The sequence below is a fragment of the Pseudoduganella sp. SL102 genome, from assembly GCF_027856995.1.
GTDB lineage: Bacteria > Pseudomonadota > Gammaproteobacteria > Burkholderiales > Burkholderiaceae_D > Rugamonas > Rugamonas albidiflava.
Map to the genome: position 1 here is coordinate 3532693 of NZ_CP115554.1, position 24906 is coordinate 3557598.

Here is a 24906-nt window from a genome sequence, read left to right on the forward strand (position 1 = left end):
ACGATCATGCAAGAGGTAACAATGACATCGACACCGATGGCGACGGCCCTGGCCGTCCCGATCCTGGCGCTGGCCCTGTCCGGCTGCGCCACTTTTTCCCCCGACGGCGGCATGGATGCCGTCAACCGGGCCACGCAGGCAAAGGCTGGTGCGGCCACCACCTTGCTGCGCACTGAACACGACCGCAAGGCGCTGGCGGAACAGCTTAAACCGATGCTGGCGCAGCCGCTCGGCGCCGACGATGCGGTGCGCATCGCGCTGCTCAACAACCGCGCCCTGCAGGCCACCTACTGGGAGCTGGGCATCGCGGAAGCAGACCTGGTACAGGCCGGCCGGCTGCAGAATCCCGCCTTCGGCTACCAGCACAAGCGCGGCGGCGGCAGCACGTCGATCGAGCGCTCGCTGGCGGTGAACCTGGCCAGCCTGCTCACGGCGCCGCTGGCGGTGCGCATGGAACGGGGCAGGTTCGAACAGGCGCAGTTGCGCGTGACGGCCGAAACACTGAAGACGGCGGCCGAGACGCGGCGCGCGTATTACGAAGCGGTGGGCGCGGCCCAGGCCGTCGAGTATGCGAAACAGGTGGCCGGCGCCGCCGATGCCAGCGCCGAGCTGGCGCAGCGCATGCGCAAGGCCGGCAACTGGAGCGCCTTCGACCAGGCGCGCGAGGCGGCTTTCCACGCGGAGGCGATGGCCGATGTCGCGCGGGCGTCGAGCGCGGCCAGTGCGGCGCGCGAACGGCTGACCCGGCTGCTGGGGCTGGCCGGCACGGAAGGCGGCTACCGGCTGCCCGAGCGCCTGCCGGAGTTGCCGGCGGCGGCGCCGGAACTGGCCGATGTCGAGCAGGCGGCGCTGCGCGAGCGCCTCGACGTGCGGGCGGCGGCGAAGGAGGCGGAGCATACCGCCGCATCGCTGGGCCTGACCCGCGCCACCCGCTTCATCAACGTGCTGGAACTGGGCGCGGTGCGCGAGCGGGAAGGCGGCGAGCCGGTGCAGCGCGGCTACGAGGTGACGCTGGAAATCCCCCTGTTCGACTGGGGCACCGCGCGCACGCGGCGGGCCGAGGCGGTGTACATGCAGGCCGTGAACCGGGTGGCCGAAACCGCCGTGAATGCCCGCAGCGAAGCGCGCGAAGCCTACTTCGCCTGGCGCACCGCGTACGAGCTGGCCAGGCACTACCGGGACGTGGTGATCCCGCTCAGGAAGCAGCTGTCCGACGAGACACTGCTGCGCTACAACGGCATGCTGCTCAGCACCTTCGAGTTGCTGGCCGATGCGCGCGAGCAGCGCGTGGCGGTGGCTGCCGCCATCGACGCGTTGAAGGAGTACTGGATCGCCGACGCCGGCCTGGAAGCCGCGCTGGGCGGCCGCCCGCACGGCACCGCGGCCGCGCCCGTAGGCATGGGAGACAAGCCAGGCGAGGCAAACCAGCAGAACGAGGCAAGCCAGCCAAACCAGACCAACGAGGCCAGCGAGCCGACACAGCACAACGCACACGGAGCACACCCATGACCGCATCGTCCAACTCGCGCCGCACCTTCCTGGCCGGCGCCACTACGCTGCTGGGCGCCGGCATGGTGAGCCGCGCCGGTGCCGCATCGCTGCCGGAAGCGCCGGTACACGCGTCGGCCGCCACCGCCGCGCCGCTGGTACCGCCGAACGGCCGGCCGTACAACCCCGTCGTCACGCTCAATGGCTGGAGCCTGCCCTGGCGCATGAAGGACGGCGTCAAGGAATTCCACCTCGTCGCCGAACCCGTGGTGCGCGAGGTGGCCCCCGGCATGACGGCCAACCTGTGGGGCTACAACGGGCAAAGCCCCGGGCCGACGATCGAGGTGGTGGAGGGCGACCGCGTGCGCATCTTCGTCACCAACAAGCTGCCCGAGCACACCAGCGTGCACTGGCACGGCCAGATCCTGCCGAACGGCATGGATGGCGTGAGCGGCGTGACGCAGCCATCGATCCAGCCCGGCAAGACCTTTGTCTACGAATTCGTGGCGAAACATGCCGGCACCTTCATGTACCACCCCCATGCCGATGAAATGGTGCAGATGGCGATGGGCATGATGGGCTTCTGGGTCACGCACCCGAAGGATATCCGCCAGCACGCGGTCGACCGCGACTTCGTGTTCCTGCTGGGTGCCTACGACATCGAACCGGGCAGCTACACCCCGCAGGTCAATACGATGCTGGACTTCAACCTGTGGACCTTCAACAGCCGCGTGTTCCCGGCGATCGATCCGATGGTGGTGCGCCAGGGCGACCGCGTGCGCATCCGCGCCGGCAACCTGACGATGACGAACCACCCGATCCACCTGCATGGCCACACGTTCCAGGTGACCGGCACCGATGGCGGCTGGGTCAGGCCGTCGGCCCGCTGGCCGGAAGTCACCACCGACATCGCCGTCGGCCAGATGCGGGCGATCGAGTTCGTCGCCGACAACCCGGGCGACTGGGCGTTCCACTGCCACAAGTCGCACCACACGATGAACGCGATGGGCCACGACGTGCCCACGCTGATCGGCGTCGACCACCGCGGCGTGGCAGAGAAGATCAACAATCTCGTGCCCGGCTACATGGTGATGGGCGACAAGGGCGGTTCGATGGGCAGCATGCGCATGGCGCTGCCGGAAAACACGCTGCCGATGATGACCGGCACCGGCCAGTTCGGCGAGATCGAGATGGGCGGCATGTTCACCCTCGTCAAGGTACGCGAAGGCCAGGCGCGCGGCGACTATCGCGATCCCGGACATTACCGGCACCCGAAAGGCAGTGTGGCCTACGAGTGGACCGGCGAGCTGCCGCCCGCGCCGCAGGCCCCCGGCATGGCGCCGCTCGCGCCGGCGCAGGGCAAGCCGGTGGATGTCAAGCGCGGGGGAGGGCATGAGCATCATTGACTCCTGACCGAGTTTCGGCGCGGGCTGTCGCAGCTGGCGGGCAAACGCGCAGGCAATCACTTGCCGGGGGAGATAGATCCGAATGCCGTTAGGTTAAGCGTTACCCGACGCAAATGAAAGCGTATGCATTCACCCCAACAGCGAAGGGCTGGGGTCAGACCCGGCGGGTCTGACCCCGGAATTTGCACTTGGGGTAGGCTCACCCATGCAGCGGTAGGGATAGACCCCGGTGCTCGTCCGCCATCGCCGGCGCGCATGCTATATTCCCCCCCGATGAAAGCCCACCTCGACTCCTTCGTCCTCGCCCTCCGCTACCTCCTCAAATGGTCCCTGGTTTCACTGCTGATCGCCGTCCTGGCGGGCAGCGCCTCGGCCCTGTTCCTGTTCTCCCTCGACGCCGCGACCGCGTATCGCGAGCGGCAGCCGTGGATCATCTGGCTGCTGCCGCTGGCGGGCTTCGCGGTCGGCTGGGTCTACCTGCGCTGGGGCCGCGAGGTGGAGGCGGGCAACAACCTGCTGATCGACGAGATCCACGATCCGAAGCGGGTGGTGCCGCTGCGCATGGCGCCGCTGGTGCTGGGCGGCACCGTCATCTCGCACCTGTTCGGCGCATCGGTCGGGCGCGAAGGCACCGCGGTGCAGCTGGGCGGCTCGCTGGCCGACCAGCTGACCAACGTGGCGAAGCTGGGTCCCGGCGAGCGCCGCATCCTGCTGATGGCCGGCATCAGCGCCGGTTTCGCTTCCGTGTTCGGCACGCCGCTGGCCGGCGCCATCTTCGGGCTGGAGGTGCTGGTGATCGGCCGCATGCGCTATGACGCGATCTTTCCCTGCATGGCGGCGGCGATCCTGGCCGACCAGGTAGGCCTGGCCTGGGGCGTGCATCACACGCACTACGCGGTGGCCGCCGTGCCGCCAATCACGGCATGGACCATCGCCGCGATCGTTGCCGCCGGTGTCGCCTTCGGCCTGGCCGGCATGCTGTTCGCCGGCGCCACGCATGCGCTGTCGGCCTTCATGAAACGCCACGTGGCATATGCGCCATTGCGGCCGCTGATCGGCGGCGCGGTGGTCGCCGTCGCGGTATGGGCCGTGGGCACGCAGCGCTACGTGGGCCTTGGCATACCTGTGATCGTCGAAGCGTTCGCGCATCCGCTGCCGATCTGGGATGCGCTGGGCAAGCTGGCGTTCACCGTGGCGTCGCTGGGCACCGGCTTCAAGGGCGGCGAAGTCACGCCGCTGTTCTACATCGGCGCCACGCTGGGCAATGCGCTGGCGCCGCTGCTGGAGCTGCCGTTCCCGCTGCTGGCCGGGGTGGGCTTCGTCGCCGTGTTCGCCGGGGCGGCCAACACTCCATTGGCATCCACGGTGATGGCCCTGGAACTGTTCGGGCCCGCCATCGGTCCGTATGCGGCGCTGGGTTGCGTGGTCGCCTACCTGTGTTCCGGGCACGCCGGCATCTACAAGGCGCAGCGCGGCGCCAAGCCGCCGTTCAGCGCAGGCCGCGATCCACATCGGGACGCGGATCGATGAGCGCCGGCAGCGCCGCATCGGCGTCCAGCCGCGCCAGCAGGCGGCGCGCATCGAAGGGCGCGTGCACCTTGATGTCGTTGTCGAAGTAGCAGTAGATATCGCGGCCCGCGCGCTTCGGCGGTGCCGCCGCCGTGATCAGCCGCGCGTCGCCGGGCTGCCCGCCGGTACTCCACGCCCGGATTTTCCGCGCCCAGCCATCCAGCGCTTCGTCGGTGTACCCGCCCGCGTACAGCTCCTTTTCGCCATGCAGGCGCAGGTACATGAAGTCCGCCGTCACATCCTCGTAGCCGGGCCACTTGCCAGCCGTATCGGCCACCACCAGTGCCACCTTGTACTGGCGCAGCAGCTTCACGAATGCTGCATCGGCGAAGCTTTCGTGGCGGATTTCCAGCGCGTGGCGCAGCTTGCGCTTGCGGTCGATCTCCAGGAACGCGCGGCCTTCCATGCGCGGCTCGTGCCGCCGCGCCATCTCCAGCGCGGCGGCGGTATCGTGGGGAAGGGCGGCCAGGAAAGCTTCGATCACGCCGGCATCGAACTGGAAATTCGGCGGCAACTGCCAGAGGAAGGGCCCCAGCTTGTCGCGCAATGCCAGCACGCCGGAGGCGAACACATTGCTCAGCGAAGGGGCGGGATCGCGCAGCCGGCGCATGTGCGTGATGAAGCGGTTGCCCTTGTGGGCGAACACGAACCCTTCCGGGGTGGCGTCGTACCACTCCTGGTAGCTTTTCGGCCGCTGCAGCGAATAGAACGAACCGTTGATCTCGATGGAGGGCAGCATGCGCGAGGCGAAGTCGAGTTCGCGCGCCTGCGCCAGGTCGGCCGGATAAAACACCTTGCGCCACGGTTCGTAGCGCCAGCCGGAAATGCCGATGCGCAGTTGTGCCCGCGATCCTGCCCCTGCTTGCTTCACTCGTTCACTCATGCGCCCACGAACAGTTCGCGCACGTCGCCGCCCTCGGCCGCGTGCCGGGCGCGCTGGCCCCAGGCGCGCAGCAGCTGTTCCACGCCCTGCGGCGGCAGCGCGGAACAGAAGTACCAGCCCTGCACGCAATAGGCATGCTGGTGGCGCAGCCAGTCCAGGTCCACCTGGCGCTCCAGGCCTTCGCACAGCAGTTCCGCATCCGAGACCTCGGCCACGCCCTGGATCAGCCGGAACAGGCTGGCCGTCACGGCGCTGTCGGCCACGCCATGCACGAAGCGGCGGTCCACCTTCAGCCGGTCGAACGGCAGCGTGCCGATCGCATCCAGGTTGGAATAGCCGATACCGAAGTCGTCGATGGCGATGCGCAGGCCGAGCCGGCGCAGCGCGGCCACCCGTTCGCCCAGCGCTTCCGGCGCTTCCAGCAGCTGGCTTTCCGTGACTTCCACTTCCAGCAGCGCGCCGGGCAGGCCGTGCTTGTTCAGCAGCGCCTTGACGGCATCCGGCAGCCCCGGATGCAGCAGCGTGGAGCGGGAGAAATTGAGCGACACGGGCACTTGCGGCAAGCCGGCATCCATCCACCCGCGCATGTCGCGGCAGACCTGGCCGATCACCAGCATGTCCAGCGCATGGCTGTTGCCGGAACTTTCCGCCAGCGGCACGAAAGTCGACGGCGGCACCGCGCCGCGTTGCGGATGTTCCCAGCGCACCAGCGCTTCCAGGCCGATCAGCTTCTGCTTGGCGAAGTTGACCTGTGGCTGGTAGTGCATCGACAGCCTGCCGGTACCGGGCTGTCCTTCCAGCACGCCGAGCAGGTCGTGCAGGAACCACGAGCGTTCGCGCAGTTCGCTGCCATATTCGCGCACCACGGAAAAGCCGGCCACGTCGCCGATGCTGGCCGCCGCCGTCTCGGCCATGTCGAGCAGCGCGGCGGCCGCCACCGGCGTCGGCAGGGATTCGCGCACGATGCCGATGCGCGCATGCAGCGCCTGCGTGCGGTCCGACGGCAAGGTGACGGGAACGTCGATCGCGTGGCACAGCGCCTGCAAGCGGTCCGGCCCGGCATGGTCGAGCAGCGCGAAGGCGAAGCGGTCGCCGCCCAGGTGGCCGAGCAGGCTGTCCTGCCCGGCCCAGCCGACGATGCGCGCGGCGATCTCGGCCAGCGTGGCATCGCCGGCGCCGCGGCCATGGACTGCGTTGTTCTGGTGGAAACCCGTGAGGTCGACATAGCCGACCGCCAGTTCGCGGCGTCCGGCCTCGCCCTTGGCGTGCTGCAGGTGCTGCACGAACGCGGCGCGGTTGTACATGCCGGTAACGGCGTCGCAGTAGCGCAGCTCCAGCGTGTCCGCGACCAGCCGCGCCAGCCCCTGCAGCATGGTGCGCTGCGCGGCTTCGAGCCGGCCGGGCGCGCGCCACATCACCCACAGTGTGCCGAGCTGGTAGCCGCGGTTGCCGTACAGCGCCACGCCGGCATAGTGGCGGCAGTGCGGCGGCTCGCGCACCACTGGCTTGGCCGCCGACCAGTCGTGGGCCAGCGCATCCTCCACCTCGAAGAAGTCGCTTTCCGACGCCACCAGTTCGCTGCAGAACGATGCGCCGCGCTCGACCTCGCGCAGCGTGATCCCCACTGTCACCGGCAGCCAGATGTGCGAGCGGTAGACCAGGCTGATGCCGCCGATGTCGGCCCCCATGGTCTGTACGGCCAGCTCCACGATGAAACGCAGCTGCGGATCGGGCTTGTCCAGCGCGAGCGCATAGCGCGACAGCTCCCGCACCCTGCGCTGCTCCGACTCGTCCCGTTCGATCCGCACGTCCATGACAAAAGGCTCCTTCCCGGTCAGTCCCAAGCTTACGGAGGTTTCGCCAGTGATGCAACCGGCGTCCGGCAGAGTGTGGCGGCTCTGCCTTCAGGGCGATGCCATGCACCGGCATGGCGCACTAAGATGGCGGGTCAAGCACATGGAGGAAGCATGCAAGAAGGCAGCAAGCAAGAAGGCAGCAAGCAAGAAGGCGGTAAGCACGAAGCCAGCCAACAGGAATCCGCGAGAGCCGGCGCCGCGGAAGCAGGGACCCGCAGGGAAATGGGCAAGTCGAGGATGGAAGCGTTCAGCGACGGCGTGATCGCCATCATCATCACCATCATGGTGCTCGAGCTGAAGGTGCCGCACGAAGCCACGCTGGAAGCGCTGTTGCCCCTGTGGCCCCTGTTCTTCGCCTATGTGCTGAGCTTTGTCTACGTGGGCATCTACTGGAACAACCACCACCACCTGCTGCAGCTGGCGCAGAAAGTCGACGGCCGCGCGCTGTGGGCCAACCTGCACCTGCTGTTCTGGCTGTCGCTGGTGCCGTTCATGACAAACTGGCTGGGCGAGCAGCACATGGCGGCCTTGCCGATGGCGCTGTACGGCGTGGTGCTGCTGATGAGCGCCATCGCCTACGACCTGCTGGTGCGCAGCCTGGTGCGGCTGCACGGCCCGCAATCGGCGCTGGCCCATGCGATCGGCCGCGATACCAAGGGATGGGTGTCGATCGTGCTCTACGCGGTGGGCGTGCCGCTGTCGCTGTGGCAGCCGCTGGTGGGCGCGGCATTCTACGTGGGGCTGGCGCTGGTGTGGATCCGGCCGGATCCGCGGGTGGAAAGAATGTAGGGCAGGCGATGAAGCGGCCGCCGATGGGATGCCCGCTATCCCGCCTGCAGTCGTCGCGCGTATGTCCGGTGGAGAAAACCGGTGCCGCACACTTTTTCCGGAAGAATCACCCGAAAAAAATGTGCGGCACCGATGCCTCGACCGCCGCGGTGGAAGCTAGACGTGCGCCGGCTTGGCCACCTGCCACGGGAACAGTAGCAGCACCGCGACAGCGGCGATCGGCGCCAGCAGGCACCAGAAGCCGAAGTGCACGTAGCCGGCGCCGCCGGCGATGCAGCCGAGCGCGAAGGCCAGCACGGGCCACACGAAGCGCACGAACTTTTCCTTCGCGGCCGGGGTGGCATGGCCGGTGGCCAGGTCGGTCATGTCGATCAGCAGTTCCGTCACGTTGCCGGTCATGACCGTGGTCGGTGCGATGCGCGCGAACTGCAGCTTGCCGGCGGCATTGTGCACGCCCATCGCGGCGGCGCCGAGCATGCCGGTGAGCAGCACCAGCGGGGCATCCGGGCTGGTGATCGGCACGGCCAGCAGCGCCGTCGCCATGAACGCGACCAGCAATACCAGTTGCATCGACAGCATGGAGCGGATCGGCACCACGCCGCGCCGCTCGCACCGGTTGCCGAGCAGGCGCGTGGCCACCACGCCCAGCGCGAAGGCCGGGAAGGCCAGGCACTTGAGCAGCAGCGTGGTGTGCTCGGGATGCGTCAGCGTTGCGCCGATCAGCACGAAGTTCCCCGTCACGTGCGCCGTGAACAGGCCGTACAGGGCCACGAAGCCGGCCGTGTCGACATAGCCGGCCAGCCCGCCGAGGCAGATGCCGAGGAACAGGTCGCTGGGGGGAACCCGCATCAGGACTTCAGGAAGGCCAGCAGGTCCGCGTTCAGGCGGTCCTTGTGGGTGGTCGGCAGGCCGTGCGGCGCACCTTCGTACACTTCGAGGCGGCCCTGCGGCAGGATCTCGACGGCGCGGCGCGCGGTGGCGGCGAGCGGCACGATCTGGTCGTCGTCGCCGTGGATCACCAGCGTCGGGATGGTCATCTTCTTCAGGTCTTCCGTGAAGTCCGTTTCCGAGAACTGCTTGATGCACGCGTACGCGGCGCGGATGCTGCACTGCATGCCCTGCAGCCAGAAGGTGTCGCGCACGCCCTGGGAATCCTTGGCGCCGTCGCGGTTGTAGCCGTAGAACGGCGTGGTCAGGTCCTTGAAGAATTGCGCGCGGTCGGCTTTCACGCCAGCGCGGATGCCGTCGAACACCTCCATCGGCACGCCGTTCGGATTGTCCGGGCCGACCAGCATGCGCGGCGTGACGGCGCCCACCAGCACGGCGCGCTTGACGCGGCCGGTGCCGTGGCGGCCGATGTAGCGGGCGACTTCGCCGCCGCCAGTGGAGTGGCCGACCAGGGTGGCGCCCTGCAGGTCCAGTGCGTCGATCACGGCGGCCAGGTCGTCGGCGTAGTGATCCATGTCGTTGCCGTGCCAGGGCTTGCTGGACAGGCCATGGCCGCGGCGGTCGTGGGCGATCACGCGGTAGCCGTGTTCGGCCAGGAACAGCATCTGGTCTTCCCATGCGTCGCCCTGCAGCGGCCAGCCGTGGCTGAACACGACGGCCGGGCCGTCGCCCCAGTCGGTGTAGCGGATGATGGTGCCGTCGCGGGTGGTCACGGTATTGATGGTGCGTTGCGTTGTCATGGTGTTCCTTTCTGAACGTTGTTGCGGTGCAGGCATTGTCCCTGCTGGGCGCCGCGCGGACCACTGCACTAAGGGAGAGGGGAGGGCGCCACGGCCGGGGGTTATGGCGCGGCCGGGCGGCTGCCGGAACGGTGGCCGCTGCCGTCCGGCGTCCCGGTCACCGCATCGCGGCGCGCAATGCCGATGCTTCGAAATACACGTGGCGGATGACAGGGTGCTCGACGGCGATGGCCGCTTCCAGCCGGGCGATGGCCTGTTCCACCTCGTCGATCGGCATGCCGCGGCGGAACTGGACGGAGGCGGCCAGCAGCACTTCCTCGGGCCCCATCTGCATGGTGCGCAGGCTGGCCACGCTGTCCAGCGCGGGCTCGCGCCGGAACAGCGCGTACAGGGCGGCCAGCTGGTCGCGGTCGATGCTTTCGCCCACCAGCAGGGCGCCCGATTCGCGGGCCAGCATGAACGCCGCCCCGACCAGCAGCATGCCGATCAGGATCGACGCGGCGGGATCGAAGTAGGGATTGTCGAAGTACTGGCCCAGCGCGATGCCGGCCGCCGCGATGGCGATGCCCAGCAGCGCGGCCGTGTCCTCGATGAAGACCGTGAAGACCGACGCATCCTTGCTGGCGCGAACCGCCTGCCACAGCGTGGTGCCCGCCTTGCGCACGGCGTTCAGGGCCTTGCGCGAGACGTTCCAGCTGTAGCCTTCGAACACGGCGGCCACGCCCAGCACGACGTAGTTCCACAGCGGGTCTTCCAGCGGCGGCGGGGCCTGCAGGGCCGCCACGCCGTGGTAGATCGACAGCCCGCCGCCCAGCGAAAACACCGACAGGGCGACGATCAGCGCCCAGAAGTACAGCGATTTGCCATAGCCGAAAGGGTGCCTGCGGTCGGCCGGACGGGTGCTGCGGCGCTCGCCGAGCAGCAACAGGAACTCGTTGCCCGTGTCCACGGCCGAGTGGATGCCTTCGGCCACCATCGCGGCGCTGCCCGTGATGCCGGCCACGATGAACTTGGCGGTGGCGATGCCGAGGTTGGCGACGATGGCGGCGTAGATGACTTTCTGCGAGCCCGTGCGCGACGCCTGGGTTGCCTGTCCCGCCTGGGCTGTTGCTGCGGGCGCGCCGGTTCCGGCGGCTGTGTCGTTGCGGTGCGTGGTGTCTGTCATGGGCGTTCTCCGGTCAAGCCATGCAGGATGGCGAGACGGTGCCAGCCCGTCTGTTCGGCCGCGCACGCGTGTCCAGGGTGCGCGCGCACTGGCGCGCGGGTCGGGAGCCGACTTGCGCACGCGGCCTTCTCCTACAGGTTATTGCTGAGCAGGATGGCAGAATGAAAACTGTCATTCCGGCATCTTGCCGGAGCATTGCAGGGCGCTACGCCCGAGGAGACCATCATGCATATCCACCTGATCGCGGCAGTCGCCGCCCTGGCATTCACGGGCGCCGCTTCGGCGCAGAGCCATTCCGTCAGCAACATGGCCAATCCGCCCCAGACCCAGTCGGACAACAAGGCCGCGACCGAAGCCACGCCCGGCAAGACGGCGACGGCGCAGCGCAACTCCAGCAAGCAGGCGGACAAGAACGCCGGCCAGGCACGCAATGCGCCCACAGCGCGGCAAGCCGGCAAGGTCGACACCAGCGGCGGCTCGATGACCGGCGAGCGCGTCGGCGCCGGTTCCAGCGCCACGGCCACCACGGGGATCGGTGCCGGCAACGGCGACCGCGGCGCCGAGGGAGCGATGGAGATCAAGCCGTCGGAAGCCTACGTGAATCCGGTCGAGCGCCGCGCGCTGGACGAGGCGCCGAAGAGCGGCAAGAAGTAAAGGTCGGCAGGCCGGCCCCCGGCAGTTCCGCGTCCCGGCGAGCCGGCGGTTGAGGGATCAGCGGGCGATGGCGGCGTGCGGACGCGGCGCGCCATGGCTCGCTTGCGGGCCCACCTTGTCCAGCGTGTCGGCCATCTGCACCAGCCGCACGAATTCGGCCCGGTAGCCATCCGGGTCTGCGCCCCGCGCCCCGTTGGCCAGCGCGGCGATGTCCGGATACGCCATGCCGGCCAGTTGCGGTTCGCCGCGCAGCTTCTGCCCGAACGCCGCCACGGCGATGGCGAAGCGCTGGTCGTCCGGGGCGGCGTCGAGCGTGGCGCGCGCCGTGGCCCGCACCGGGTGATCGAGCTGCCGGCTGGCGGATTCGCCCGGCAGCTTGTAGCGCAGCTTCACGAAGCACAGTTCATCGCTGCCGGCCTTCCGTTCCGGCGCGGCCGCCTTGCGCGTGCCGTTGCCGGCATAGCGCGGCGGATCGACCAGCTTCGCCGCGGCGGCCGCCGGCGTGATCTCGTAGATCGCCGTCACGGTGTGGCCGGCACCGATGTCGCCGGCATCCACCTTGTCATCCTTGAAGTCCTGCCGGTCCAGCATCCGCGTTTCATACCCGACCAGGCGATACGCGGCAACGTGCGCGGGATTGAACTCGACCTGCAGCTTGACGTCGTTGGCGATCGGGAACATGGTCGAGCCCAGTTCCTGGCCCAGCGCCTTGCGCGCTTCCAGCAGCGAATCGATGTAGGCCGCGTTGCCATTGCCGGCCTGGGCCAGCCGCTGCATCAGCGCGTCGTTCAGGTTGCCTTCGCCGACGCCGAGGATCGACAGGTAGACGCCGCTCTTGCGCTGGCCGGCGATGAATTGCTCCAGTTGCCGCGGGTCGCTCATGCCGAGGTTGAAGTCGCCGTCGGTGGCCAGGATCACGCGGTTCACGGCCTTCGGGTCGAAATGGCGCTTGGCCAGGTCATAGGCGCGCTGCAGTCCAGCGCCGCCGGCCGTGCCGCCGCCGCCCTGCAAGGCGGCGATGGCGTCGGCGATCCTGCCCTTGTCCTTGCCGGCGGTCGGTTCCAGCGCCACGCCCGTGCCGTTGGCGTAGGTGACGATGGCCACGGTGTCGTCGTCGCGCAACTGCTGGGCGAACAGGCGGAACGCCTGCTTCAGCAGCGGCAGCCGGTCGGCCGGCTCCATCGAGCCCGACACGTCCACCAGCAGCACCACATTGGCGCGCGGCCGGGCTTCGGCGGCGATATCGTAGCCGCGCACGGCGATGTGCACCAGCTGGTTGCCGGCCTGCCAGGGGCTCGGCACGACGCCGGTGCCGATCGCGAATGGCCGGGCCGGATCGCGCGGCGCGGCATACCGGTAGGGGAAGTAATTGACCATCTCTTCGACCCGCACCGCGTCGGCCGGCGGCAGGGTGCCGGCGGCCAGCAGGCGGCGCACGAATGCATACGAGGCGGTGTCCACGTCGGCGCTGAAGGTCGACACCGGCTGCTCGCTGACCAGCACGGCCTTGTTGGCGTCCTTGCCGGGGAACTTGTTGGCGCCTTGCGGCACGACCACGGGCGGCAGGTAGTAGGCGCCGGGCATCTGCATGGGGCGCCGCAGGGCCGTGATGTTGGCCCTGCTGCCGGCCACCGCGACCGACGGTGACGGCGCGGCCGGCGGGGCCGGTGGCACTGGCGCGGCCGGCACCTGCGGTGAAGCCTGATCCTGTGCGGCCTGCTCCTGCGCGGGCTGCTGTTGGACCGAACCGCTGCTGCATGCCGCCAGCAGGGCGGCGATGGCCAGCGGCGGGACCAGGTGGAAGGGCGCTTTCATGGGATGCCTCGCAAGGTGTGGAATCCCGCTAACATGCCGAAATGGCATCGCCCCGTCAACTGCCGTTACATATGGCAACTGAGATGGCAACTGAGATGGCAACCGAGATGGCAACCGGGATGGCAACCGGGATGAAAGCGCACCGCGGCTGGGGCAGTCGCAGGAAGATGGCGGAAGGCAGAAAGAGTCGAACTTACAGAGGAACGGCTGACGCCCCTCACCGGGTTTGAAGCCCGGCCCCATCACCGGATGAGAATGCCTTCCTCGTGTCGCAGACCGGCGCCAGGCCCGCTCAGTGCCGGCATCATGCAGGGTCGGGCCAGCACGCATTGGGCCGCACCAGGTGGCTGTTGCGGACGCGGCGAGTATAGCCGACGCGGTCGAAAAACTCCAACACCTGGATGGCCCGCTTGCGGCCCAGGCCCGTGGCGTCGCGGAACGTGGCCGCCTGCGTGTCCGGTAGCGTGGCGACGATGTGCGCCAGCGCCGCCAGCGCGCGCGGATGGTAGAACAGGTCCGGTACCACCTGGGACAATTGCCCGGCCCGGGCCAGCTTGCGCAGCAGGCGCCGCACCTCGTCCTCGGCCACCCGGAATTCCTTCCCCAGGTCGCGCACCCAGGGCGGATCGAAGCGGCCCCGTTCCAGCGCGGCCAGCAGCGGTGCCGCCAGGGCTTCTTCTTCCGGCGTCAGCGCCACGCTGTGCTCCGGCAGGTGCAGGCTGTGGCCGCGCTGCGCGACGGTGCCGGCGGCCAGCATGCGTGCCACCAGTGCCTGCCACAGCGCATCCTCGGCATCGGGCTGCGCCATCCGTTTCAGGCGCCACAGCTCGGGGCCGGCATCGTCCGGCTGCCGGGCGTGGAAGGCGGCCAGCGCGTCGCGCACGGAGCCTTCCAGCCGCTCCAGCGCGGCCCGGGCGATCCACAGCTCGTCGCCGCCACCCAGCGGCAGGCGCAGGCAGCCTTCGGGCGGCGCAAGCGCATCGGCGGGCAGCTGGGTCAGGCGCACCAGCGCGGCGGTGCGCACGCCCAGCGGGCTGTGCGCCAGCAGGTCGGCCACGTCGCCACTGTCCACGTAGGCCTGCAGCGCATCGAGCCATGCCAGCCGCGCCGGACTGCGGCGCTTGCGGGCCGCGCCGAACGGATCGAGCACGGTGCCGCCGCCGATGGTCTGCGTGGCCTGCGCGTTGCGCACCACGAAGCGGTCTCCCGGCACCGCGTGCACCGGCACGTCGAACACCAGTTGCACGCGCGCCGGCTGTCCCGGCTGGACGATGTCCTCGTCGAGCGGCACCACGTGCGCGGTGTGGTGCGCGGCGCCCAGGTGCACGTGCACCGGCGACCACGCCTTCAGCACGGCGCTTTTCGCACCGCCCGCCAGGAGCAGGCGCGCGTCGATGCGTTCCGAGCACGCCTGCAGCGCGGGGGCGACGGCCCACGTGCCCCGCTCGATGGCGTCCCTGGCCACGCCGGCCAGGTTCAGCGCCAGCCGCTGCCCGCCATGCCCCTCCGCGGCGCTGCGGCTTTGCGCATGGATGCCGCGTACGCGCGCTGTCTGGCCGCCGGGCGCGAGCACCAGCGTGTCGCCGACCGCCACGCGGCCGGCCAGCGCGGTGCCCGTGATGACCGTGCCCTGGCCGGCCAGCGTGAAGACACGGTCGATACCGAGGCGGAACAGCCGCCGGTCGTCGCGCGCGGGCAGCGTGCGCGCCGCGTCGGCCAGGTGGGCGAGCAGGGCGGCCACGCCGGGATCGCCCGGCTGCGTGGCGGCGGTACGGAACACGGGGGCGCCGGCCAGCGGCGTATCGGCCAGCAGCGCGGCGATGTCCGCCTCGACGGCGGCGATGCGACGCTCGTCGGCGCGGTCCGTCTTCGTCAGCGCCACGGAACCGCGCTGCACGCCCAGCAGCCGCAGGATGGCCAGGTGCTCGACGGTCTGCGGCATCACGCCATCGTCCGCGGCCACCACCAGCAGCGCATGGTCGATGCCCGTCACGCCGGAGGCCATGGTGCGGATGAATTTCTCGTGGCCCGGCACGTCGATCACGCCGAGGATGTCGCCACCCGGCAGCGGCAGGTAGGCGTAGCCCAGTTCGATCGAGATGCCGCGCGCCTTTTCCTCCTTCAGGCGATCGGTGTCGACACCCGTCAGCGCGCGCGTCAGCGTGGTCTTGCCATGGTCGATATGGCCTGCGGTTCCGACGATCATGCGCCCGGCCCCCGCGCCGGTGCCAGGTGCGCCAGCTGCCGTTCGAACTCCTCGACCTGCGGCGCCTCCAGGCAGCGCAGGTCGAGCCACAGGGTATCGCCGGCGATGCGGCCGACCACTGGCACGGGCAAGCCGCGCAGCCTGCGTTCCAGCACGCCGAGCGGATCGCCGCGCCGGGGCTGGCCCGCGATGGCGGCGGCGCGCAGCGCCAGGCCGAAGCTGGGCAGCACGTCGACGGGCAGGGCGCCGCTGCCGATCTGGCTCGCCATCGGCTCGGGCGACACGGCATAGGCATCGCCGAGCGCCTGCTGCATGGGGCCGCACAGGCGTTCGGCCAGCGCCCGCATCGCGCTGGCGGGGCGGGTCAGCAAGCGCAGCGTGGTCAGGCGCTCCGGCAGCAGGTCCGGCGCGTGGTACAGCGCCAGCACGGGTTCCAGCGCCGCCAGCGTGAGCTTGCCGACGCGCAGCGCGCGCTTCAGCGGGTTGGCCTTGATGGCCTCGACCAGGTCGCGGCGCCCGGCGATGATGCCGCACTGGGGGCCACCCAGCAGCTTGTCGCCACTGAAGGTGACGAGGTCGGCGCCGCCGTCGATGGTTTCGCGCACCGTGGTTTCATGGGGCAGGCCATACTTGTCCAGGTCGACCAGCGTGCCGCTGCCCAGGTCCACGACCACCGGGATGTTGCGCTCGCACGCCAGCGGCGCCAGCTCCGGCAACCTGACTTCGCTGGTGAAACCGGTGATCGCGTAATTGCTGGCGTGGACCTTCATCAGCAGCGCCGTGGCGGCGTTGATGCCGTCCGCGTAATCGCGCAGGTGCGTGCGGTTGGTGGCGCCCACCTCGCGCAGCGTGGCGCCGGCGCGCGTCATCACGTCGGGAATGCGGAAGGCGCCGCCGATTTCCACCAGCTCGCCGCGCGACACGATCACTTCGCGGCCGCTGGCCAGCGTGTTCAGCATCAGCAGCACGGCGGCGGCATTGTTGTTGACGATGGTGACGGCTTCGGCGCCCGTCAGTTTCAGCAGGTGCTGCTCGACCAGCGTATCGCGGTCGCCCCGCTTGCCTGTTTCCAGGTCCCATTCCAGGTTCATCGGCCAGCGCAGCGCGTCGGCCACGGCCTGCACGGCCACGTCCGGCAACAGTGCGCGGCCCAGGTTGGTGTGCAGCACCGTGCCGCTGAGATTGAACAGGCGGCGCAGCGCCGGCCGGTTGGCCGCCGCGAGCCGTGCGGCCAGCGCGGCCAGCACGGCATCTTCCGATGTGTCCACCGCGCCGCCGCCCAGCAGCGCGGTGCGCAGGCCGGCCAGCACTTCGCGCAGCGCGGCAACGGTCTGTTCCCGGCCATACCGCGCCACCAGCGGCTGGCAGGCGGGGGCGGCCAGCAGCAGGTGCACGGCCGGCAGGCGTACCGCCGGCTTCGGTTCCGCCGCCGGCTGTGCCGGATCGCGTTCCCCGACGGCTTCCGTCATTCCGGAGAGCCCAGCCGCAGCAGGGGATTGCCGCTGGCGCGTGCATAGCCCAGCTCGGAAACCAGCACGTCCAGCACCAGGCTGGCGAGATCGTCGGCCAGCGGGTCCACGTTGTAGTCGTGTTCCTGGTTGAAGATCTTGCGGTAGCCATGGCATTCGTCGCACGTTTCGGCGCGCGCCACGCGGGTGGGATCGTTGGCCTTGTTCAGCATCTTGCCTTCCCGCGCCGCCGCCACGTTCTCGGCGACCGGATCGGCGTTCGCGTCGGTCAAGCCCTGGTAAGCCACCTTTGCATTGGCTTCGCAGCACGAGCACTTGACGCGCACCATATGCCATTCGCTGGCGCAGATCGCGCAATGCAGGTAGCGATAACCCTGCGACTGGCCGCCGATGCGGATCACGCTGGCCACCGGGTGCGAACCGCACACGGGGCACAGCGTGCCGGTCACCAGCGGCTGGGCCCAGCGCTCGTCGAGCTGCGCGGCCATCACGCTCCAGGTCACCTGCAGCGCGGCCGCCACGAACGGCGCCTGGGCGGCATCGATGCCTTCGGCGAATTCGCCCAGCACGGCATCGGCCGCGCCTTCCAGTTGCGCTTCGTCCAGCGCACGCAGGCCGGCCAGTGCCGCCGCCAGCTGCGGTTGCCCGGCGGCCTTCGCGTCCAGCCTGTCGAGCAGGGCGTTGAAGACCGTGCGCCACTGTTCCGGGCGCTGGCCCGTCACCGGCAGCGGCGGCATGTTGTGTTCATGCGCCGTGCGCATCCCGTCTTGCGATGGCAGCGGCACGCCGGCCGGCAGCAGGGTCTTCACGACGTCCGCCTGCGCCTGCACGAGCTCGGCCATCACGTTGACATAGCTGGCCAGCGCCTCGTCGACGGGGATACCCTTGATGTTGTTTTGCGCCAGCTGGCGCAGCCGTTCCGCGCGCGCCGCGTACAGTTCGCCCGGCCGCGGCAGCAGCAGGCGGGGGATGGCGGTGTGGTCGAGCGATTCGATCTCGCCCGGTTCTAGCAGTCGCTGTACCAAGATAACTCCAATATTTCGGGTTTGGTATTGCAAAGGGCCACTGTGCAAAGAGCAACCCCAAACGCAAACCCCGGGGTCAGACCCGGCGGGTCTGACCCCGGCCCTTGCCGTTGGGTGAAAGACATCCGACGGTGTTCTGACAAGTAATAAAAAAGCCGGGCCACGCGGGCCCGGCCAATTTTAGACGAATACGAACAAGCGTGCAGTTCGCCGTCAGTGCTTGCGCTTGCGCATCTCGTCCTCGAACCAGCGCGGGTGGTGCTTGCGCGCCCAGCCGTAAGTGACGGTGCCGCGGATCATGGCGCCCATCGAGCCCTTGATCCAGATGCCGGCGTACACGTGCACGATGATCGAGATGATGATCACGAACGCGAAGAACGCATGCAGCAGCGAGGCCACGCGGATCACGTCGACCGCGAACAGGTGCGAGAACCAGGCGCGCCACATCACGATGCCGGTCAGCAGCAGGCCCACCATCGACACGATCAGCACCCAGAACAGCAGCTTCTGGCCGGCGTTGTACTTGCCGATGCGGGGCAGTTTCTCCTCGCGGTTGGCCAGCACGTCGTCCATCTGCTTCAGCCACTGGCGGTCCGTGGCGTCCAGGAAGTTGTGGTGCCAGAAGCGCAGCACCAGCACCAGGAACGACACGAACATCACGATGCCGATGAACGGGTGCAGGATCCGCGTCCACTGGCCGCCGCCGAGGAACACCGCCATCCAAGACATCGCCGGGTGGAACAGGGCGAGGCCGGAGACCGCCAGCAGCACGAACGAAATCGCCGTGATCCAGTGGTTGGTCCGTTCGTTCGGCTTGTACCGTTCGATGACCGGGTTGCCGTCCTTGTCCGTCACGATCTTATCGTTTGTCATGGCGCTCCTCCGCGATCCGCTTGGCGTCGTGCAATGCTTCCTCTTCTTCCTTGCGGCTGACCTCGTTCGGCCCCACGCGGGTGTAGTGGAAGAAGCCCGCGAGCGCCGCCGCCGCCATGCCGGCCAGGGCCAGCGGCTTCGTCAAACCCTTCCACGCGCCCACGACGGGGCTGATGGAAGGGTTGTTGCGCAAGCCGCTGTACAGCGCCGGGCGGTCGGCGTGGTGCAGCACGTACATCACGTGCGTGCCGCCCACGCCGGCCGGGTCGTACAGGCCGGCGTTCTGGTAGCCGCGCGACTTCAGGTCCTCGATCCGCTCGGCCGCGTGCGTCTTCATGTCTTCCTTCGTGCCGAAGACGATCGCGCCGGTCGGGCAGGTTTTCACGCATGCCGGTTCCTGGCCCACGCCCACGCGGTCCGAGCACAGCGTGCACTTGTACGCGCGGTTGTCCTTCTTCGAGATGCGCGGCACGTCGAACGGGCAGCCGGTCACGCAATAGCCGCAGCCGATGCAGTTTTCCTGGTGGAAGTCGACGATGCCGTTGGTGTACTGCACGATCGCGCCAGGCGCCGGGCACGCTTTCAGGCAGCCCGGTTCCTCGCAGTGCATGCAGCCGTCCTTGCGGATCAGCCACTCCAGGTTGCCGTCGTTGTTCTCGTGTTCCGCGAATTTCATCACGGTCCACGATTGCGGCGTCAGGTCGATCGGGTTGTCGTACACGCCGGTGGTTTCACCCACTTCATCCCGCAGGTCGTTCCATTCCGAGCACGCGGTCTGGCAGGCCTTGCAGCCGATGCATTTCGATACGTCGATCAGCTTGGCGACCGTGCCGGTGACCGGGTCGCGGGCAACCGGCGGCTGCACCGTGGTGGCCGAGATGCGTTTGATGTCCAAAGATTGTAATGCCATGATCTTTCCTTATCCCCGCTTAAGCTTTCTCGACCTTCACCAGGAACGACTTGAATTCCGGTGTCTGCGAATTGCCATCGCCCACGACGGGAGTCAGCGTGTTGGTGAGATAGCCCGGCTTCGTCAATCCCTTGAAGCCGAAGTGCAGCGGGATGCCGACCGTGTGCGTGACCTTGCCGTCGATGGTCAGTGCCTTGATCCGCTTGGTGACGACCGCTTTCGCCGTGATCACGCCGCGTTTCGACGACACCTTCACCTTCTGGCCCGCCACCACGCCGATTTCCTTCGCCAGCGCTTCGCCGATTTCCACGAACTGTTCCGGCTGCGCGATCGCGTTGAGGCGGGCGTGCTTGGTCCAGAAGTGGAAGTGCTCCGTCAGGCGATAGGTCGTCGCCACGTGCGGGAACTCCTTGTGGGTGCCCATCTGCGCACGGTCGCCCGGGAACACGCGCGCGCCGGGGTTCGACGTCGCCTTCGGGTTCTTCGGGTGCATCGGGTTGTAGCCCAGCGGGTTCTCGAACGGCTCGTAGTGCTCGGGGAACGGACCTTCGTTCATCTGGCCGCGGGCGAAGAAACGCGCCACGCCTTCGGCATTCATGATGAACGGGTTCATGCCGTTGGCCGGGTCTTCGTCCAGCTTGAAGTCCGGCACGTCGGCACCGCTCCACGTGGCGCCGTTCCAGCCCACCAGTTTCCGGGTCGGGTCGAACGGCTTGCCCTGCGTGTCGCACGAGGCGCGGTTGTAGAGCACGCGGCGGTTGGCCGGCCATGCCCACGCCCAGCCCAGCGTATTGCCGATGCCGGTCGGGTCGGAATTGTCGCGGCGGCCCATCTGGTTGCCCGCGGCCGTCCAGCTGCCGGCGAAGATCCAGCAGCCCGAAGCCGTGGAACCGTCATCCTTCAGCTGCGAGAAGGACGCCAGCTGCTCGCCTTTCTTCAGCAGGACCCTGGTCGGGTCCTTCGGATCGGTGATCTCCTTGAGCGCCTTGCCGTTGAATTCCATCGCCAGTTCTTCCGGCGTCGGATGGGCGGGCTGCGCGTACGGCCAGGTCAGGTTCAGGATCGGGTCGGGGAACTTGCCGCCCTCGGTCTGGTACATCTTGCGCAGGCGCAGGAACAGGCCGGACATGATCTCGATGTCGCCCTTGGCCTGGCCCGGCGGTTCGGCGCCTTGCCAGTGCCACTGCAGCACCCGCGACGAACTGACCAGCGAACCGCGTTCCTCGGCGAAGATCGCCGTCGGCAGGCGGAACACTTCCGTCTGGATCCTGGTCGGGTCGACGTCGTGGAATTCGCCATGCGGCTTCCAGAATTCGCCCGTCTCGATGGCCAGCGGATCCATGATGACGAGGTACTTCAGCTTGGCGAGCGCCTCGGTGACCTTCTGCTTGTTCGGCGCGGACGCCAGCACGTTGAAGCCCTGGCAGAAGTAGCCGGTCATCTTGCCCTGGTGCATCAGCTCGATCGTCTGCAGCAGGTCGTACGGCTTGTCCAGCTTCGGCAGGTAGTCGAAGGCCCAGTTGTTTTCCTCGGTGGCGGCATCGCCCCACCAGGTCTTCATGAAGCTGACGTGGAACTTCTTGTAGTTGCTCCAGTAGCTCAGCTGGTTCGGCCGCAGCGGCTTCGGTGCCCGCGCATCGATATAGGCGTTGAAATCCTGTTCCTTGTCGAACGGCAGCGTCATGTAGCCCGGCAGCAGGTTCGACATCAGGCCCAGGTCGGTCAAGCCCTGGATGTTCGAGTGGCCGCGCAGCGCGTTCATGCCGCCCCCGGCGATACCGATATTGCCCAGCAACAGCTGGACCATTGCGCCCATGCGGATGGTCTGCGCGCCGGTGGAGTGGTGCGTCCAGCCCAGTGCGTACAGGATCGTGCCGGCGCGGCCGGGCACGGCCGTGGACGCGAGCGTCTCGGCAACCTTGTGGAACTGTTCGGGCGACACGCCGCACACCTTCTGCACCATCTCGGGCGTATAGCGGGCGTAGTGCTTCTTCATCAGCTGGTACACGCAGCGCGGGTGCTGCATGGTCGGGTCGACCTTGGCGTAGCCGTCCTCGCCGATCTCGTAGTTCCAGCTCGACTTGTCCGAATACTTGCCGGCGGTGGCGTCGTAACCGGAATAGATGCCATCCTCGAACGCGAAGTCTTCGCGCACGATGAAGGACATGTCCGTGTAGTTGCGGACATATTCGTGCTGGATCTTGTCGTTCGTGATCAGGTAATTGGCGATCGCGCCCAGGAACACGATGTCCGTGCCGGTACGCGTGGCAACATAGTAGTCCGCCACGGACGCGGTACGGGTAAACCTCGGGTCCACCACCACCAGCTTGGCCTTGTTATGTGCCTTGGCTTCGGTAACCCATTTAAAACCACAAGGATGCGCTTCGGCGGCATTACCGCCCATAACCAGAATCACGTCGGCATTTTTAATGTCGACCCAGTGATTCGTCATCGCACCACGGCCAAACGTCGGGGCAAGACCTGCCACCGTCGGACCGTGTCAAACACGCGCCTGGTTATCGAATGCGAGCATCCCGAGACTGCGCACAGTCTTGTGGGTGAGGTAGCCGACTTCGTTGCTGGCGGCCGAGGCGGCCAGGAAGCCGGTGGTCAGCCAGCGGTTGACGGTCACGCCGTCCGCGTTCTTCTCGATGAAGTTCGCGTCGCGGTCTTCCTTCATCAGCTTGGCGATGCGGTCGAGCGCGTCGTTCCACGAGATCTTCTGCCATTCGGTGCCGCCCGGCGCCCGGTATTCCGGCTCCTTCAGGCGGTTCGGCGAGTGGATGAAGTCGATCAGGCTGGCGCCTTTCGGGCACAGGGTGCCGCGGTTGACCGGGTGGTCGGCGTCGCCTTCGATGTGGATGATGCTGGCGGCGGCGTTCTTCGAGCCATCGCCCAGGCCGTACATCAGCAGGCCGCAGCCCACGGAACAATACGGGCAGGTATTGCGGGTTTCGGTCGTGCGCGCCAGCTTGTACTGCCGGACTTCGGCCATGGCCGTAGCCGGCATGAAGCCGAGCGCCGCGATACTCGAACCCGCGATGGTTGCGCCAGTAACCTTCAGGAACTGGCGCCTTGACATCTGGTTCATGGAATCCTCTGTAAGGAGTTTATTTGCTTCGCGAAATGATGTTATCACTGCGAAGCGGGTATTTTCGCAGTGAAACTCAACGGGACAAGCCATGAAACGAAGAACTACGTGTTATTACTTATCAAGGCAATGCCAAATACTTGACGAATAAGCTTTAAATTAGTCAAAAAACAAAGAGATTTATATAAAATAAGAAGCATTCTCATTCAAGGATTGGTGCAAGCCGCTTACCTTCATTCGCGTGCCATTCCTGTCCGATTTACTTCTGGTTCATCTCCAGCTGCACAATGTATTTCCTGAAACCGGGGTCTGACCCCGGTGCCGGGAAATGTTTCTGGCGGTGATGCACCGCCGGCCACCGCTCTCCGCCGGCGGCGCGGGCTTATGGCATCATGTGTGCCTCGTTCCACGACAGCGCCACAACCATGGTCGACCATTCCGCCCCCACGTGTCCCACCGCCTTCGGGCAGGAACCGCCTCCCCCGACAGAGCGGCGCACCGTGCTGCGCGTGCGCGACGGCACGGCGGAGGAGGCCGAGGACATGCTGGCCGACGAAGTGCCCGTCGCGCTCGTCTACAACGGCATCTCCCATGCGGTGATGATGGCGACCCCGGCCGACCTGGAAGATTTCGCGCTCGGCTTTTCGCTGACGGAAGCGCTGATCGACCACCCCGGCGAGTGCTACGGCATCGACATCGAAGCCGGTCCGGCCGGCGTGGCCGTGCAGCTGGACATCGCCAGCCGGGCATTCGTCGCGCTCAAGGAGCGGCGCCGTTCGCTGGCGGGGCGCACCGGCTGCGGCCTGTGCGGCGTGGACAGCCTGGACCAGGTGTACCGCACCTTGCCGCAACCGGCGGGCGCGGCGATGCTGGCCGGCGGTGCCGTGCGTGCCGCGCTGGCGGCCTTGCCGGAGCGGCAGGCCCTGAACCGGCTCACGGGCGCGACGCATGCGGCGGCCTGGTCCGATCCCGAAGGCCGGCTCGCAGTGGTCCGCGAAGACGTGGGCCGCCACAACGCGCTCGACAAGGTGGTGGGCGCGCTGGCCCGCGATCCTGCGCTGCGCACGAAAGGCGGCTTCGTCGTCGTCACCAGCCGGGTCAGCGTGGAGATGGTGCAGAAGGCCGCGATGGCCAGTGCGGCCGGCATCGTCGGCGTCTCCGCCCCGACGGCCGCGGCGGTACGGATGGCTGCCGGGGCAGGGCTGGTGCTGCTGGCATTCGCCCGCGGCGACCGCTTCACGTGCTACGCCGGCCGGGAACGGCTGGCACCCTGACCGCCGGCTCAACCCGCTTGCACGACCGGCCCGGCAAGCGGTCGGATCGACGCACCCGGTCGCTCCCGCACCGCGAAACGCCTGGCGGCGGCTTCCTGCCGTGCCCGCACGCAAGGGGCGCAGGCTGACAAGCATGTGGGATGTACGCTGACGCGGCGGCGCAGCGACTCTTGGTTAAATGGTGGCGAGGAATCCCATCATGGAAAAACACCACACCAGCGGCCCTGCGCCGCACTACACGCTAGGTCTCGAGAAAGTCGAGATCGATGACGTGCTCGATGCCTGCGGGGTGGTCGGCGCGGTATTGAAAGCCGTCGCGCCGGACTTGAACACCCGTTCCGCGGCGCGCTTGCTGGCCGAAGCCACGCGTCTCGAATACCACAACGAACCGCTGACACGCTCCATCCTCGTCGAGGTGGCGCGCGCGCTGCAGCGCCGCGAGACGCAGTAGGCAGCCAGTGGCGGGGCAGCCGGCAGCCGGCGGCACGCGATCGGCCGCGGCTATCCGGCATCGATATGCGGCATCGATATGCGGCAAGACGTCCCGCGGTCGCGGTCCCGGTTCACTGTCAGTCAGCCACTGTCCACCATTTGCCGGGTGCCCTGTCCGGAACCGGACAGCAGGGTGACCGGTTCCGGCCGCCGGGCGCGCTCCGGCACGCGGGTGCGCGCCGCGCCCGCCATGGCACGCAAGTTGCACAAGGCTCATCATTTCATTGGTACAGTGAAGGGATGGAGACAATGA

The 24906-nt window shown here is 68.0% G+C and carries 20 protein-coding genes and 1 tRNA gene; 7 read left to right on the forward strand and 14 right to left on the reverse strand.

The window, feature by feature from the left end:
* Positions 1 to 21: 21 nt before the first annotated feature.
* From OU994_RS15055 to OU994_RS15065, 3 genes are all read left to right on the forward strand, one after another.
* A complete protein-coding gene (locus OU994_RS15055; protein WP_281611424.1) occupies positions 22 to 1509 on the forward strand; it encodes a TolC family protein in 1488 nt (495 codons plus the stop codon).
* Positions 1506 to 2894: a multicopper oxidase family protein gene (locus OU994_RS15060; protein WP_281611425.1), complete on the forward strand. Its 1389-nt coding sequence runs from the start codon at positions 1506 to 1508 to the stop codon at positions 2892 to 2894. The genes OU994_RS15055 and OU994_RS15060 overlap by 4 nt, the downstream gene beginning before the upstream one ends.
* Before the next feature lie 255 nt (positions 2895 to 3149).
* A complete protein-coding gene (locus OU994_RS15065; RefSeq protein ID WP_281611426.1) occupies positions 3150 to 4424 on the forward strand; it encodes a voltage-gated chloride channel family protein in 1275 nt (424 codons plus the stop codon).
* Here OU994_RS15065 and OU994_RS15070 read toward each other — a convergent pair.
* Positions 4384 to 5346 carry a DUF72 domain-containing protein gene (locus OU994_RS15070; protein ID WP_281611427.1) on the reverse strand — a complete coding sequence of 321 codons (963 nt, stop codon included), beginning with the start codon at positions 5344 to 5346 and terminating at the stop codon, positions 4384 to 4386. The genes OU994_RS15065 and OU994_RS15070 overlap by 41 nt on opposite strands.
* Positions 5343 to 7160 carry a GGDEF and EAL domain-containing protein gene (locus OU994_RS15075; RefSeq protein WP_281611428.1) on the reverse strand — a complete coding sequence of 606 codons (1818 nt, stop codon included), beginning with the start codon at positions 7158 to 7160 and terminating at the stop codon, positions 5343 to 5345. The genes OU994_RS15070 and OU994_RS15075 overlap by 4 nt, the downstream gene beginning before the upstream one ends.
* A 264-nt stretch (positions 7161 to 7424) precedes the next feature.
* Here OU994_RS15075 and OU994_RS15080 point away from each other — a divergent pair, with 264 nt between their 5' ends.
* Positions 7425 to 7991: a TMEM175 family protein gene (locus tag OU994_RS15080; RefSeq protein WP_281611429.1), complete on the forward strand. Its 567-nt coding sequence runs from the start codon at positions 7425 to 7427 to the stop codon at positions 7989 to 7991.
* A 156-nt stretch (positions 7992 to 8147) separates the two neighbouring features.
* Here the strand turns inward: OU994_RS15080 and OU994_RS15085 are convergent, their stop codons facing one another.
* From OU994_RS15085 to OU994_RS15095, 3 genes are all read right to left on the reverse strand, one after another.
* Positions 8148 to 8840, reverse strand: a complete 693-nt coding sequence (locus tag OU994_RS15085; protein ID WP_281611430.1) for a YoaK family protein — start codon at positions 8838 to 8840, stop codon at positions 8148 to 8150.
* Complete coding sequence (locus tag OU994_RS15090; RefSeq protein ID WP_373922619.1) at positions 8840 to 9661, reverse strand: alpha/beta fold hydrolase; 822 nt, start codon at positions 9659 to 9661, stop codon at positions 8840 to 8842. The genes OU994_RS15085 and OU994_RS15090 overlap by 1 nt, the downstream gene beginning before the upstream one ends.
* 175 nt (positions 9662 to 9836) lie before the next feature.
* The gene (locus tag OU994_RS15095) at positions 9837 to 10844 is read right to left on the reverse strand and encodes a cation diffusion facilitator family transporter (protein ID WP_281611432.1); all 1008 of its coding nucleotides are present in this window, start codon (positions 10842 to 10844) and stop codon (positions 9837 to 9839) included.
* A gap of 225 nt (positions 10845 to 11069) precedes the next feature.
* Here OU994_RS15095 and OU994_RS15100 point away from each other — a divergent pair, with 225 nt between their 5' ends.
* Complete coding sequence (locus OU994_RS15100; protein WP_281611433.1) at positions 11070 to 11498, forward strand: hypothetical protein; 429 nt, start codon at positions 11070 to 11072, stop codon at positions 11496 to 11498.
* 57 nt (positions 11499 to 11555) lie between these two features.
* On the opposite strand, the gene OU994_RS15105 is transcribed toward OU994_RS15100, so the two are convergent.
* The 8 genes from OU994_RS15105 to fdnG all read right to left on the reverse strand — a co-directional run bounded on the left by OU994_RS15105 (position 11556) and on the right by fdnG (position 22887).
* Entirely contained in the window at positions 11556 to 13313 is a 1758-nt protein-coding gene (locus OU994_RS15105; protein ID WP_281611434.1) for a von Willebrand factor type A domain-containing protein, read from the reverse strand.
* Between the two features lie 168 nt (positions 13314 to 13481).
* A tRNA-Sec gene (locus tag OU994_RS15110) sits at positions 13482 to 13577 on the reverse strand.
* A 40-nt stretch (positions 13578 to 13617) separates the two neighbouring features.
* A complete protein-coding gene (selB, locus tag OU994_RS15115) occupies positions 13618 to 15519 on the reverse strand; it encodes a selenocysteine-specific translation elongation factor (protein WP_281611435.1) in 1902 nt (633 codons plus the stop codon).
* The gene (selA, locus tag OU994_RS15120) at positions 15516 to 16988 is read right to left on the reverse strand and encodes an L-seryl-tRNA(Sec) selenium transferase (protein ID WP_281611436.1); all 1473 of its coding nucleotides are present in this window, start codon (positions 16986 to 16988) and stop codon (positions 15516 to 15518) included. Before selA ends, selB begins: the two co-directional genes overlap by 4 nt.
* Positions 16985 to 18013: a formate dehydrogenase accessory protein FdhE gene (gene fdhE, locus OU994_RS15125; protein WP_281611437.1), complete on the reverse strand. Its 1029-nt coding sequence runs from the start codon at positions 18011 to 18013 to the stop codon at positions 16985 to 16987. Before fdhE ends, selA begins: the two co-directional genes overlap by 4 nt.
* A gap of 213 nt (positions 18014 to 18226) precedes the next feature.
* Complete coding sequence (locus OU994_RS15130) at positions 18227 to 18886, reverse strand: formate dehydrogenase subunit gamma (protein ID WP_281611438.1); 660 nt, start codon at positions 18884 to 18886, stop codon at positions 18227 to 18229.
* On the reverse strand, positions 18873 to 19796 hold the full coding sequence (gene fdxH / locus OU994_RS15135; RefSeq protein ID WP_281611439.1) for a formate dehydrogenase subunit beta: 924 nt from the start codon (positions 19794 to 19796) through the stop codon (positions 18873 to 18875). Before fdxH ends, OU994_RS15130 begins: the two co-directional genes overlap by 14 nt.
* 19 nt (positions 19797 to 19815) lie before the next feature.
* On the reverse strand, positions 19816 to 22887 hold the full coding sequence (gene fdnG / locus OU994_RS15140; RefSeq protein ID WP_281611440.1) for a formate dehydrogenase-N subunit alpha: 3072 nt from the start codon (positions 22885 to 22887) through the stop codon (positions 19816 to 19818).
* A 425-nt stretch (positions 22888 to 23312) separates the two neighbouring features.
* Here fdnG and fdhD point away from each other — a divergent pair, with 425 nt between their 5' ends.
* Positions 23313 to 24161, forward strand: a complete 849-nt coding sequence (gene fdhD, locus OU994_RS15145) for a formate dehydrogenase accessory sulfurtransferase FdhD (RefSeq protein ID WP_281611441.1) — start codon at positions 23313 to 23315, stop codon at positions 24159 to 24161.
* Between the two features lie 199 nt (positions 24162 to 24360).
* Complete coding sequence (locus OU994_RS15150) at positions 24361 to 24612, forward strand: hypothetical protein (protein ID WP_131146168.1); 252 nt, start codon at positions 24361 to 24363, stop codon at positions 24610 to 24612.
* Between the two features lie 122 nt (positions 24613 to 24734).
* Here the strand turns inward: OU994_RS15150 and OU994_RS15155 are convergent, their stop codons facing one another.
* A complete protein-coding gene (locus OU994_RS15155; RefSeq protein ID WP_281611442.1) occupies positions 24735 to 24863 on the reverse strand; it encodes a hypothetical protein in 129 nt (42 codons plus the stop codon).
* Between the last annotated feature and the right edge of the window lie 43 nt (positions 24864 to 24906).